The sequence below is a fragment of the Psychrobacillus lasiicapitis genome, assembly GCF_006861795.1.
Classification (GTDB): domain Bacteria; phylum Bacillota; class Bacilli; order Bacillales_A; family Planococcaceae; genus Psychrobacillus; species Psychrobacillus lasiicapitis.
This window is the reverse complement of the sequence record NZ_VDGH01000002.1, coordinates 27197-39855: the sequence shown is the minus strand read 5'-3', so window position 1 is coordinate 39855 and position 12659 is coordinate 27197. Positions and strand designations below refer to the sequence as shown.

General features: G+C 33.3%; 13 protein-coding genes. All 13 read right to left on the bottom strand.

Translation table 11 applies throughout. The annotated features are described in order from the left end of the window. Nucleotides 1–507: 507 nt before the first annotated feature. Nucleotides 508–1470: a Gfo/Idh/MocA family protein gene (locus tag FG382_RS03170; RefSeq protein WP_142537448.1), complete on the bottom strand. Its 963-nt coding sequence runs from the start codon at nucleotides 1468–1470 to the stop codon at nucleotides 508–510. After that, nucleotides 1460–3835 (bottom strand): glycosyltransferase, encoded by a 2376-nt coding sequence (locus FG382_RS03165; RefSeq protein ID WP_142537447.1) that lies wholly within the window; start codon nucleotides 3833–3835, stop codon nucleotides 1460–1462. Before FG382_RS03165 ends, FG382_RS03170 begins: the two co-directional genes overlap by 11 nt. A gap of 20 nt (nucleotides 3836–3855) precedes the next feature. Further along, nucleotides 3856–5784, bottom strand: a complete 1929-nt coding sequence (locus FG382_RS03160; RefSeq protein WP_142537446.1) for a tetratricopeptide repeat-containing glycosyltransferase family 2 protein — start codon at nucleotides 5782–5784, stop codon at nucleotides 3856–3858. Continuing rightward, a complete protein-coding gene (locus FG382_RS03155; protein WP_142537445.1) occupies nucleotides 5777–6109 on the bottom strand; it encodes a hypothetical protein in 333 nt (110 codons plus the stop codon). The genes FG382_RS03160 and FG382_RS03155 overlap by 8 nt, the downstream gene beginning before the upstream one ends. A gap of 72 nt (nucleotides 6110–6181) precedes the next feature. Continuing rightward, nucleotides 6182–7309 (bottom strand): flagellin N-terminal helical domain-containing protein, encoded by a 1128-nt coding sequence (locus FG382_RS03150; RefSeq protein WP_142537444.1) that lies wholly within the window; start codon nucleotides 7307–7309, stop codon nucleotides 6182–6184. 176 nt (nucleotides 7310–7485) lie between these two features. Beyond that, the gene (gene csrA, locus FG382_RS03145; protein ID WP_142537443.1) at nucleotides 7486–7701 is read right to left on the bottom strand and encodes a carbon storage regulator CsrA; all 216 of its coding nucleotides are present in this window, start codon (nucleotides 7699–7701) and stop codon (nucleotides 7486–7488) included. 4 nt (nucleotides 7702–7705) lie between these two features. Beyond that, entirely contained in the window at nucleotides 7706–8143 is a 438-nt protein-coding gene (fliW, locus tag FG382_RS03140) for a flagellar assembly protein FliW (RefSeq protein WP_142537442.1), read from the bottom strand. Nucleotides 8144–8165: 22 nt separating this feature from the next. Next, nucleotides 8166–8720: a DUF6470 family protein gene (locus tag FG382_RS03135; protein WP_142537441.1), complete on the bottom strand. Its 555-nt coding sequence runs from the start codon at nucleotides 8718–8720 to the stop codon at nucleotides 8166–8168. Between the two features lie 57 nt (nucleotides 8721–8777). Continuing rightward, the gene (flgL, locus tag FG382_RS03130) at nucleotides 8778–9668 is read right to left on the bottom strand and encodes a flagellar hook-associated protein FlgL (protein WP_142537440.1); all 891 of its coding nucleotides are present in this window, start codon (nucleotides 9666–9668) and stop codon (nucleotides 8778–8780) included. A 146-nt stretch (nucleotides 9669–9814) separates the two neighbouring features. Next, nucleotides 9815–11347 carry a flagellar hook-associated protein FlgK gene (gene flgK, locus FG382_RS03125; protein WP_142537439.1) on the bottom strand — a complete coding sequence of 511 codons (1533 nt, stop codon included), beginning with the start codon at nucleotides 11345–11347 and terminating at the stop codon, nucleotides 9815–9817. Between the two features lie 12 nt (nucleotides 11348–11359). Next, on the bottom strand, nucleotides 11360–11854 hold the full coding sequence (locus FG382_RS03120) for a flagellar protein FlgN (RefSeq protein WP_142537438.1): 495 nt from the start codon (nucleotides 11852–11854) through the stop codon (nucleotides 11360–11362). A 14-nt stretch (nucleotides 11855–11868) separates the two neighbouring features. Beyond that, entirely contained in the window at nucleotides 11869–12132 is a 264-nt protein-coding gene (gene flgM, locus FG382_RS03115) for a flagellar biosynthesis anti-sigma factor FlgM (protein ID WP_142537437.1), read from the bottom strand. Between the two features lie 113 nt (nucleotides 12133–12245). Then, complete coding sequence (locus tag FG382_RS03110; protein WP_142537436.1) at nucleotides 12246–12653, bottom strand: TIGR03826 family flagellar region protein; 408 nt, start codon at nucleotides 12651–12653, stop codon at nucleotides 12246–12248. Nucleotides 12654–12659 lie beyond the last annotated feature (6 nt).

Sequence of the window (12659 nt, the reverse complement as noted above, 5' to 3'; positions counted from 1 at the left end):
ATCGGATTGCGTTTCGTTAACTCTTTTCACTTAATAATTGTTTTAGAAAATCGACTATACAATAATAGTTTATATAAGCCATATTTGTTTTTTACTTTGGACACACAGTTAATTGATAATCAAATTAATTCCACAATAATTTCAATTTTTAGGTCTTCATCAATTGGTAGCAAACAATTTCTTCACGCTCTTCTATTCGCTCTTCCATACTAGCGCTCTAATCTCTGTTGTTCGACTTTAACCAAGAGCCTCATTTATTCTTATCATGATGTTTTCATTATTTGAAAATATAGTAAGCTGTACTATCCTGTTTTCTGCATGGTATACAACAACAAGCTATAGTACTAAAACTTTGTCTTAGACATATTGTCCATGTTAATCCAATACAAAAACATTTTATTGAACCAAGAAAAAAGATAAAAGTAGCAACAAATAAAATAGAAAAAAGAGGACTGACTTAGTTCAAGTTGTTCAAAGATAACTCTATACAACTCAAGATTGCAATATTTATAAGTTCATCTCTTTAATTTGTTTTTGAATTTTCTTTGCTATAATTATAGCATCTTTTGCATCATTTATATTAGAGATACTTTCATCTGTTAATCTATGTAAACAATAATTTACAAATGATAATAGTTCACTTAACAATGCTTCTTGTGTTGATACATATACAGTTTCTTCTACTGATGATAAGGAAATGTTTTCATATGATTGTTCTATCGTTTGTTTACTGATATAGATTTCTTTCTTAGCCAAATTACAATCTACATACATATCACTACAAGTTATGGAAATTTGTCTAATTCTTTTTTCAGTAACTCTACTTGCAGTTAACCTTGAAAATACACCATTTTCATGTGTAAGTAATGCACTCGAGAAAACAATCATGTTATCTTCCAATACACCGTATGCAGAAATGTTATTTACCTTACCATTCAAAAATATAGCCATGTCAATATCGTGAATCATCAAATCCAAAATTACATCTACATCTGTGATTCTGTTACTTAGTCTATTGGTTCTGGTAAAATCAATATTTATCACATTACTACTTGAATCTATTATTTTTTTAATTTCTAATATAGTTGGATTAAAGCGTTCTATGAATCCAACCTGGATGTATAGATCGTTGTCTATAGCTAATTTTTCTAAATCTAATGTAGTTTCAAGTGAGTCAGTTAAAGGTTTTTCGACAAAAATATACTTGACATAATTGCTTGCAAGCTTGACATAATCATAATGAGTATGAGTAGGTGTTACAATCACTAACGCATCAATTAATTTAAGATCCTCTAGTAAATTATTAGATAGACGAACACCATACTTCTCTGCAGTTTTTACAGCTTCCCCTATTGAAATATCGTAGGCGAAAATAATTTCAACTGCTTTTAATGTAGATAATACCCTTAAATGATTTTTCCCCATATTACCAATACCAATTATACCAACCCTCAAATTTTCAACTTTCATTTCTGAAAACACTCTTTTCTTCATTAGATATTAAATTTTTTATTTCTTTGATTTCTACGGGAAGATTTTGATACTGTAGATTTGGTATATAATTCTCTTGTACTATTTCGATAAATTGTTTAAGTTCAATATCATTATTTAAGAAGTCCATGATATGTTCTAAGAGACCACTATTAGTAGGATATAAAGAATTTATTAATTTTCCTCTTTCACTTATAGTGTGTAATAAATCTTGTTTTGTCATATTATCATGGACAATGCAATAATAACCAGAGACAATCAGTGAAAGCAGATGTAAAGCTATTTTTTCATTAGTGATCGTTTTACTTAATGTATCTTCCGAAACTCTTCTTACATATACATAAGTATCAAGAACTTTAATTTTTTTTGATGGCATTTTAGAAAAATATCTAGATAGTGCAACATAATCTTCAGAAACTCTAAATATGGAATTTGGAAGTGATTTCTTCATAATCTCTGTTGAAACAATAGCCCCGCCTATCATGGCAAGCATTTCACCTGTTTTAAAAAAATATTTGATTATATCAACTGAACTTAATCCTTCAAATTTTAAGCGATCATAAGAAATATTAATTGCTCCTGTCGAATCTAAATTAACGATATACCTTGGTACTACAATTGAATATTCGTCCCCAATTTTATTAATAGAATTTTTAAAGTCTTCTTGCTCATAACAAAAAATGAGATCATCGTCTCCCAGAATTTGTGTTAGTTTAGTATTAATTTTTTCTAAAGCAGTTTTATATGTTGTAGCAACGCCTTTATTTTCAGGTTGAATAACAATATCAATATTATTAAAGTTGTTCAACCCATTTTTGAGTAATTTTTGATTCTCGGTGTTTGAACAATCATCAATTATTATTTTCTTTTGGTTACCCATCTTATACCCGTTTTTAATATCGGAAATAACCAATTGAGCTCTATTATATGTTGGAATAAATAAAGTCAATTGATCAATTGAATCTAAAACAACTTCTTCTGTTAAATTTTTTTTAATCTTCTTTAATACATTCATTTGAGAGCTTTGCTCAATTTCCAAAAGGAACATTTTAAGCCTTTTGATTTGTTTACTAATTGAATAGTTTTCTTCTATATAATTTCTATACTCCTTTGAGGAATACGATTCCTTAGTGACTTGATGTATGGCCTCTTTTATAGTATTAAAGAGATACTTACTATCCCAGATTTCATTAGAATACGGGAAATTATGTACTAATGGTTTTACTCCTCTTGCCATTGCCTCTGCGATTCCATATCCAAAACTTTCATGTATACTAGTAGATAATAAATAATTTTTGTCTTCCAACCATTTATCAATTTCTTCTTGCCATCCCTCAAAGACAATATTATTCTCTAATCCCATAGCGTCTATCTGATAATCCCAATACATTTTAACTAAAGGATCCTGAAATTCACCAGCAATATATAATTTATAATTTTTATCTATAGAGACCAATTCACTCATTAATTGGAGAATTAATACCGGATTCTTTCTTAAATGAATATATCCGATATAAGCAATATTATACCCAGGGTTTCTTTCCTTCAATTTGAATCTATTTAGATCAACTCCATTTTGTAGAACACTAATTGATACGATATTTTTTATATTAGGAATTTTCTCTTTCAATAGATTCTGTAAATGACTTGTTACGATAAATAGCTTATCCACGTTTCTCCAATTAACTTTTAAAGGAGCATCAGTAAAAACTTCAAACCGATGAAGCCTACATATTATAATTTTGTTAGTATCTTTAGTTTTAGAACTCCCATATATAAGTAACTCATCACACCACTCAAACCAACAAATATCCGCCCATTCCATCCCTTGATCAATTTGCTCATAAGATTCAACTAAAATTTTGCGAATCCTATACTCATCTGAAAGTCCATTAATAATATCATCAATAAAACTATCTAAACCAGGTTTAACGAAGATTGCTATTTTTTTCTTTTCAATTAGGTTTGAAGATATGCTTCTTAAATGATTAATCGCTTTTATTGCTATTTCCTTATCGCTTAAATTTAATACGAATTTAGCATCTAAATAATAATCATAAGCTGATTGAAAATCACGTTTTTGTTCATTCAAATAGGCTAAGTTGAATAAAATGTCTGCATTATAAGGATATTTTAACAAGCCGTTTTTTAAGAGTTTTTCAGCTTTGTCTATTTCCCCATTTAGAAGATGGATCACTGACTTGGTTGTAAGAAGCCATTTCTCATCCTGAAAGAGTTTTTCATATTTCATTAAAATTTCATTTGCTTCCTTGGAAAACCCTTTATTAATCAATTTTTCTATTTTCTCTTTTATTAAGAGCTGTTGTTCATGATTCAAACTCATAGGATTATCTCCTTAACATACTATTTAATCTCTTTCTTTAACTTTTTAGAGACATATCTTTTCATTAAACTTGATAAATAAGGATACTCTTCAGTTGCCTCTAAAACAAGTCTATTATAGTTTCTAATATCTCCTTTTTGGAGCATATCATCTGCAAGATGCAGTAGTACAAAGAACTTATCTTCAATATTTCCAAACGTATTATAAGTAATACGGATATGATCAATATTATAAAAATACCTTACATAGTCAATACCTTTAGTCACATACTTTTCAAAAATATAAACTAGCTCCAAATCAACATCTTTTTTATTTCTCTCTTCTTCAATCTCTGATAACAATAAAATATTTGCTATCGCTATATATACTCTATTAAGTTGAAAATCATTAAACTCAAAATCATTATTAAGACTCTTTAAAAAATACTTTTTTGAACCTTCATTATCAATTAAAACCTTAACGATTTTCTTTATTGTTAAGCTATCAATCTTCTTAAAATATCTTGTTACGTAATGATAGTCCATTAAATAGGTAACAAATTCAATAATCAATCCATCAGTAAATTTAATAATATCGTAATTATTGATAAATTCCGTCAACATTTTTTTACGATTTTGTGTTATACGAATTTTGTTTAATAGACCGTAGTCATCCTCTGAAATTGAAAAAGTAAACTCAATGAGTTTCTTTTTCTCTTGATCAAGATCTTTTTTTAGCGTTTCGAAATAATTTATGAATGGATAACGTTGGTCTTCTTCAATATTCTTATATAAATCATACAACTCAGTTTCGTTTTTCTCTTTAATGAATATTTTTGTTAACAGTTTCACTTTTAAAGCACTGTCGATGTACTTAATTTCATTCAAAAATGACTTGTACTGTCCTATATCCTCATTAATTTTAGACTCTTTATAAAGAATTGATACTACTCTATCTAACGTTTTTTCAAGTGCAGTTTTATCAAGAGAATACATCTCGACTGCTGTATAATTCGACAAGTCTAATTTATTTTTAGTATATTGTATATTTAATTCAATATATTTACTTAACATTTCAATACCCTTTGAGTATTCTTCTAATGAAAGGTAGGCATGACCTAAATAATAATACAAATCAAGATAATGCTTATTATATGATAGTCCCTCTATGCAAATGTTAATAACTTGTTTGAACTGATTAGTATGAAGGGCCATACGTGCATATTCACCAAATACATAATACCGGTGAGTAATTAATCTTTTATCTTGTCTTTTCATTGATTCATATGCTTTTGTAATTTCTTCTAGCGCAATTGCTGAATCTCCGTGCATCATGTATGAACGCGCAAGCTGGAATCGATAATACACATGTTCAGAATCTACTTCGAGCTCTTTCTTTAGCATATTTGCTGTGCGCTGAAACTTCTTTTCCATTAAATCTTTATCTTCATTAATATATCCATAGTGCATAAGCTGAATATCATGGGCTGTCAATACAGGTTGTTGATAGATTGGTTGGTTATGTACAGTACCTTTATATTGAAACGCTCCACCATTTTTAAATATTCTCTCTTGAAAATGGTAAACGTGTTTATTCAATTTTATTGATAATAAGTTTTTTTCCCTAATTCTAATCGTGTTATAATTATTGATTTTGACACCTTCAAACAGATAAAGCAATTCGTTTGGCGTTTCAAGTTCTTCGTCAGCATCTATAATAAAAATCCATTGCCCCTTAGCATAAGAAATCGAAATATTACGCATATCTGAAAAATTACCATTCCATTGATGAAAGTAAACATTATTTGTATATTCTTTTGCAATTTCTACTGTTTGATCTGTTGAACCAGTATCAACAATAATCAATTCTGCGTGATTTCCTTCTAACAAAGGCAATAAGCTATCCAAACATCTACGTAAATTTTTCTCTTCATCCTTAACAATCATACAAATACTTAACTTCTTAGTCATTAGTCATACATCCATCCCAATAAGAGAATAATGGTTTTAGTTCGTACTTTAAAAGGTCACTAACAAATAAATAATCTTTCTCCTCCACTTTATCAAGAAGTGATTCCACTTTCTCGTTGAATAAATCCATATCAAAATCAATCATATTATTTTGCGATAAGATTATTGTCGTCTCTGTGAACATAGATAAATCCTCTAACCAGAATAGTAAACGATCAATCTCTTCCCCATTCTCTAAACTTATGCAAATAGAATCAATACGAGAGATTAAGTTTTTAGTTAATGTTTTTAGCGTGTTTTTTAGTTCAAATAATTGTATATCCATGTTATCTCCCTTTTAAAAAAGGCCGACTAATATAATTAGCCAGCCTTTTTATTAATTTTGCTTGAGTTTCAATTATCTTAGTAACTGAAGAACCCCTTGTGGTTGTTGGTTTGCTTGAGCTAACATAGCTTGAGCTGCTTGAGAAAGGATTGAATTTTTTGTTTGATTCATCATTTCTTTCGCCATATCCACATCACGAATACGTGATTCAGCAGCAGTTAAGTTCTCTGAAGCTGTACCAAGATTGTTAATAGTGTGTTCTAAACGGTTTTGGAATGCACCTAATTTAGAACGTTGTGAAGATACATCTTCAATTGCTTTGTTTATAGCAGAAATAGAAGCTTCTGCTGCTGATGAATTACTAACATCAATACCGTTAACATTTAATGCTGATGAACTCATATCTTCAATAGACACTTTCATTGTTTGTGATGAATTAGCTCCAATTTGGTACGTTAAAGAATTATCAGCTAAATTCTTCACTGCTTCACGTGTTGTGAAAGTTGCTTCTTGACCAATTGAGCCAGTGCTCAATGCACCAATTGTAACGCTAGCATCACCAATTGATACAGCGCCACCACCAGAAGTCGTTACTGTTCCAGTAACGCCTGACTCATCAGTATAACTTAATGTATAAACACCGCTACTATTTGCAGAACTGATTTTAACATTATATGTTTTATCTTCAGTTATTGTTGCAGCCCCTGCAATACCTGTAAATACAGTTTTATCTGAAACCTCATTAAATTTCGCAGATTGAGCTTGATCACTAACACCTTTTAAATCACCGTTCAACAGTTTCTTAGTGTTGAACTCAGTTGTATTAGCAATTCGATCAATTTCTTCAACCAATTGATCCATTTCTTTTTGAAGCTCAGCACGGTCTGTGTCTGTATTTGTATCATTAGAAGATTGTACTGCTAATTCACGCATACGTTGAAGGATGTCATGCGTTTCATTTAAAGCACCTTCTGCAGTTTGAATTAAAGAGATACCATCTTGAGAGTTCTTAGAAGCCATATCCAAACCACGAATTTGTCCACGCATTTTTTCAGAAATAGCAAGACCAGCTGCATCATCTCCAGCACGGTTGATACGCATACCTGATGCTAGCTTTTCCATAGATTTAGATTGTGCATTTGTTGCACTACCTAATTGACGGTGTGTGTTAAGTGCGGCAATATTGTGATTAATAATCATTATTAGTTCCTCCTTGGAATGTGTTGCTCACATCCTTGTGAGCAGTGTTTGTTTTTTGTATGAGACAAGAGAACCGAGCCGGCCGGACCCCGTTTTTCTTGCTTACATAGATATTATCGGAATGGAAAGATAATGTTTAATAGTTTTATTAATATTTTTTTGAACCACTTTTGAAATTAGTCTTTATCGTTTTTGAAAAAGTCTAGATTGTTGATTACTGATTCCGTATTAGATGTTGATACATCTTGTCTTAACTCTCCACGGATTACATCAATACTTCTTGGAGCACGTATACCGATTTTCACTTGTTCTCCTTTTACTTCAGAAATAATAATTTCCACATCTTCGCCGATCCAAATTGTTTCTCCTGCTTTTCGAGATAATACTAGCATTTTCTCACCCCTTTTGACTTTCTGATGAGATGAGATGACGAATGGCATATTCTTCGTTATTTAAAATAACTTGTTTTGCTTTTTTGTTTATTGTATTTAAAATAATTGGTGCTTTTAAATTGATTGTTGATCGAGCGATTGTTTCTTTCAAAGAAACAATTGCAAAGACTGCAACTTCTATTTCGTCTTTTATTTGAAGAGCGTGTACTGTTGCTTCCTCTAACTCGAAATTGTAGTTTGTTGTAATTGTATATGGATTGGTTACAATAAATGCTAAAGCTTCTGTTTGTGTTGATTGCAATACATGAAATGCATCATTGTCTTCAATCGGAAGTAATGCAAAGTCTCTTTCTTCTTCAAAACCTGGTATGCCATGTTCGAATGTCATGAGGGTGGAGGGTTCAATTACTATTTCGCCCATATAAGCTGTTTTGATTTTCATTTGTTTAACTCCTTATGTTAAGTTATACAAGCCAGTCGATTGTTAGTGATGCATGGTGGAGCATTTCTACTTTTACTTTTCCTGGTGTGTAGTTATGAATTGGTTTATTGGTAGACGTGTTATTGATTACTTTTTGTGGTTCTATTTGGATGTCGACGCTTCCTGGTTGAAAGTTTACTTTGACACTCCCTTGCGACGGAATGAATTTGATACCTAATGAAGAATAGTGTTGTCTTCCTGATTGTTTTGCTTGACTAGCAATGGGATTTCCACCATTTTCAATTCGCATTAGTTCGGTGCCTTGTTGTGCACGTCTAACAGTTCCTTCTGATACAGCTTGATGTCCTTCCGCAGCGAAATCTTCCATTCTTTTTCTAACGCTTTTTAAATCTACGTCCGCACGTGCTTGTTCAGTGTCTATCGAAAGCTTTGGTTTTGTCGTTTTCATCGTTTGTACTGCTTTTGGTTGTTGAAGATCTAGATCGGCACTTGGTTGTTCTATTTGCTGCACTGGTTTTTGTATATTTAAACCGATTTGTGCTTTCGTTGAGTTTATTTGGAGTTTTGGGATATTCATCTTTTCTCACCCTTTAAAGAAAGCGTTTGGAACAATTTGTCCAAACGCTTTTTATTATTAACGTAAAAAATCTGTAAGTGTAGGTTGAATAATTCGAGCACCTACTGATAATGCAGCACGATGGATAGATTCTTGAGTAATCATTTCAGTGATTGCTTTTTCATAGTCGATGTCTTCGTTAGAAGAAAGTTGCTTTGTCACAATAATTTCTTGTGCTCCTAGTCTGTCTTCCATCATTTCTACTCGATTTTGACGTGCACCGATATCTGCACGGGCCGCTAAAACAGTATCCTGATTTCCACTAATATCCTCTAAGTATTTCGCAATCTCTGGTCCTGTTGCTACAGGAGTTTTTGAACTGTCAAGTACTGACTCAATATTTTCCATCATTTTATCAATATCTTCAAACATTATTTTTCCATTTGTATTTACTTTGATTTCTACCCCATCGTAAACTTCAATATTAACGGAACCATCGACTCCAGTTTCTCCTAGGAAGTTTCCGTTGTTATCATATAATGGTGATAATGTCTTCGTTCCCGAGAAAATATATTTATCTCCCACTTTCGTGTTAGCTAAATCACGTATTTGTGCTTTTAGTTGAGTTATCTCAACTTTTATCTTTTCTCGATCTTCAGGAGTTTTTGTATCATTCGCAGCATCCGTTACTAGTTCTTGTACTCGCTTCAGTGCTGATCCAACTTTATCAAGTGCATCATCAGAACTGTCTAACCAATTGTTTACTTCACCTAAATTACGTTGATATTGCTCTACTTTGTTTAAATCCGTACGGTAGCCAATTCCTTTAATAGCTACTACTGGATCTTGAGAAGGACGTGTTATTTTCTTACCTGAGTTGATCTGTTCTTGTAGTGTTGCCATTTTGTTATAGCTATTTGATAAATTACGAAGCATATTAGTTGAAAGCATTGATTGTGTTACGCGCATGTGATTGACCTCCTATTTCTTTGTCTAGCTCCAACGCCTTGCCCCTCGGGATCAAATGTGAAATTACTGTGGTGGCTGAAGAGCTGCCTCCTTTCAATTCTCCATTTGCCTGTCAGGGCAGAAGTAGACGCTTACGCTTTTCTATTTTATAGTCCTACTCGGCCCATGCCGTTAATAATTTTATCTAATGTTTCATCTACTACTGTAATCATTCGTGCAGAGGCATTGTATGCTTGTTGGAATATAATCATATTTGTCATTTCCTCGTCTAAAGAAACGGAGCTGACGGCAGCACGATTATTTTCTACTGTTAATTTAATAGTCGCTGAATTATAAGCCAACCGATTTGCCTGTTCTCCATCTACTCCAAGTTTACCGATGATAGATTGATAGAAAGATTGCACTGTAGTATTGGTTGTGGAACCTATCGTTAAAGGAGCAAATTTCATATTACTAAGTAATAATGCATTTGCCCCATTACCTTCCTCTTTTCCAGTGGATGAAGAAGCAGCCAATAGAGATGGGTCGCTTTCAAACATTGAATCCACAGAAATAGTACTTGCTGAAATTTGACCACTTGTTTTAGAAACAAAAAAGCCTTTTCCAACATCCCCGTTTAGATCAGTACCACCTTTGTGTATCTCATTAAATTTTTCCGCGAAAGCTGCAGCCATATCATCAAGGTTTTTAAGCATTTCTGGATAAAATCCTTTTGTAGTTCCATTACTTGAATAACCATAGGAATCAATTGTTGCTAACAATTTACCCTTAGTTTTTTCTAAATCACTATAACTAATCGTTCCTCCTGCTGCATTCCCCTTACCTACTACTGTAAACTGGGTAAAAGGTTCAAAGCTATTATCTTCATTTAAGCCATCTGCCTTTAAAGTTGCAGCATCTTTTCCATCTACAACCTCAACTAATCCGCTGTTTGTTTTAATAGATACCTTCACTGCGCCTTCAGCAATTGCCAATGCATTTCCACCGGATTTAGAATATTCTATTTCAATTGGGAAATAGGTGTTTAATTCATCTAGTAAAGTATCTCGAGCGTCATATAAATCATTTGGCAAATAACCGTTCGGTTCAATTTGTTGAATTTGCTCGTTGATGGATGCAATTTGATTCAATATAGAGTTCACATCATTTGTTGATACCCGTATTTCATTCTTTAAATTTCCTTGAATATCCGTCAGTTGTTTGTTGATATAGTTAAATGATTCTGCAACTGCAATCCCCCGTTGAACAACTACTTTTCGAGCACCAGCATTTTCTGGATTAGCACTTAAATCCTGAAGCGATTTCCAAAATTGATCTAATGAAGTATTTAGACCAAATTCGGATGGTTCTGATAGGATATCCTCCATTTGGGAAATTGCATTAGATTTCGCTTCCCAGTACCCTAGTTTATTGGTTTCCTGACGGTATTGACGGTCAATGAACTGATCACGAATACGTTGTACAGATTGCGCTTGTACACCCGTTCCAAGATGACCTGGTATTTTCGGAGCATTTAAACCTGTTCCTGGATAACCTAGTGTCGCTTCCATGTTCACTCGTTGACGGGAGTAGCCGAGTGTGTTGGCATTCGAGATATTATGTCCGGTTGTATATAGTGCGGATTGTTGTGTGTATAGTCCGCGTTTACTTGTTTCTAATCCCATGAATGTTGAGCCCATGAGGTCGCCTCCTTATGCTTGTGAATCGAAGTAGGCTTTACCTTTGGAAGGGGCTTGTACTTCGGATTTTGAGTAGTTTATTTGGTCTGGCTTTGGTCGTAATGTATCTAAGGTTAAGTTGACGAATTGTAGTGATTGTAGTGTCAGCTTTTGGTTTAGGTCGTTTTGATGTTTGAGTGTTTCAAGTGTTAGGAGTAGCTTGTTGCGTGCTATTCCTAGCTGCTCTTTTTCTTCGTTTATGTTGGTATTTTCTAAGACAAGTGCAACAGTTGGGTTGTCAGTAGGAGCAATTCCTTTTGCTCGAAGGTAATCCGTTACCTCTGTTTGACGCTGTTGTTCCAGCTGAGAAATGCCTGCTACGTGTGCCTGCTCATCCTTGAGCAGTTGGTTTAGACTGTCCATGTCGCCAGTTTTGATTGCTTCTGTTTTTTTGTATGCAATTTCTAGTAAACTTGTGTGTAGCATGTCAAGTTTCGTAAGAGATTGCAATATCTTTTCGATGGACATTTTTTAAGCTCCTTTTAGAGACGGTAATAGTTAAGGATATTCGATGCTAGTTTCTTGGCATCTACTTTGTATGTGCCCGCATCAATTTGCGCTTTGATTGCGGCAACTCGTTCTTCTTGGTTTACCTCCACTGGAGATTTTGTTTGCATGCTTTTTGCAGCAGATGAGATTTCTAGTTGATCGGTAGTTGGTTTCGCCACCTGCTGTGTTTTTTCCACTTGTTGTTGGTTGCGTTTGTATGGGTTTACTTGGTTTAATCCAATGTTGGTGATTTTCATACGGTGATGTCCTCCCTTCTTCGATAAAAGTGTCTACCGTATATTTCGGTTTGATCTGTAAAGTGTTTAGAGTTTTTTTATAATCACGAAAAAACTCCCACATATAGTGAGAGTTATCTATAGTCCTTATGGTATGTATTTTCTTCTGTGTTTACTTTTTCACGGAATTCTTTAGCTGCTTCGAATTGGCGTAGGCTTGTTTTTAGTTCTTCTGTACAGCCAGTGCATAGTTTTCCTTGAGTAGTTAGTTTGCCGCAGTTATCGCATGGGTAGCCAAGGTTTGGAAACAAGGCTGGCTGCAAGCGACCTTTTCGCACCCATTTGTGTAACAGTGATTCTTCTACACCCGTTGCTTCGACGATTCGTTCAACGGTTGCTGCACGGTTTTCCCTCTTTCGCAAGAAACGATACACTGTTTCGTATAATTTTTCTTCATTTGTGGCGCAGTTATTGCACACATCTCTTATCCCTGTATAGTTAAAAAAGTCGCCGCAGGATGGGCAATTTTTTAGTTCTCCCATGAGGAT

Coding starts and splice junctions, on each gene's coding strand:
- FG382_RS03170 (WP_142537448.1), bottom strand. CDS start 1,470: ATGAAAGTTGAAAATTTGAGGGTTGGTATAATTGGTATTGGTAATATG.
- FG382_RS03165 (WP_142537447.1), bottom strand. CDS start 3,835: ATGAGTTTGAATCATGAACAACAGCTCTTAATAAAAGAGAAAATAGAA.
- FG382_RS03160 (WP_142537446.1), bottom strand. CDS start 5,784: ATGACTAAGAAGTTAAGTATTTGTATGATTGTTAAGGATGAAGAGAAA.
- FG382_RS03155 (WP_142537445.1), bottom strand. CDS start 6,109: ATGGATATACAATTATTTGAACTAAAAAACACGCTAAAAACATTAACT.
- FG382_RS03150 (WP_142537444.1), bottom strand. CDS start 7,309: ATGATTATTAATCACAATATTGCCGCACTTAACACACACCGTCAATTA.
- csrA (WP_142537443.1), bottom strand. CDS start 7,701: ATGCTAGTATTATCTCGAAAAGCAGGAGAAACAATTTGGATCGGCGAA.
- fliW (WP_142537442.1), bottom strand. CDS start 8,143: ATGAAAATCAAAACAGCTTATATGGGCGAAATAGTAATTGAACCCTCC.
- FG382_RS03135 (WP_142537441.1), bottom strand. CDS start 8,720: ATGAATATCCCAAAACTCCAAATAAACTCAACGAAAGCACAAATCGGT.
- flgL (WP_142537440.1), bottom strand. CDS start 9,668: ATGCGCGTAACACAATCAATGCTTTCAACTAATATGCTTCGTAATTTA.
- flgK (WP_142537439.1), bottom strand. CDS start 11,347: ATGGGCTCAACATTCATGGGATTAGAAACAAGTAAACGCGGACTATAC.
- FG382_RS03120 (WP_142537438.1), bottom strand. CDS start 11,854: ATGTCCATCGAAAAGATATTGCAATCTCTTACGAAACTTGACATGCTA.
- flgM (WP_142537437.1), bottom strand. CDS start 12,132: ATGAAAATCACCAACATTGGATTAAACCAAGTAAACCCATACAAACGC.
- FG382_RS03110 (WP_142537436.1), bottom strand. CDS start 12,653: ATGGGAGAACTAAAAAATTGCCCATCCTGCGGCGACTTTTTTAACTAT.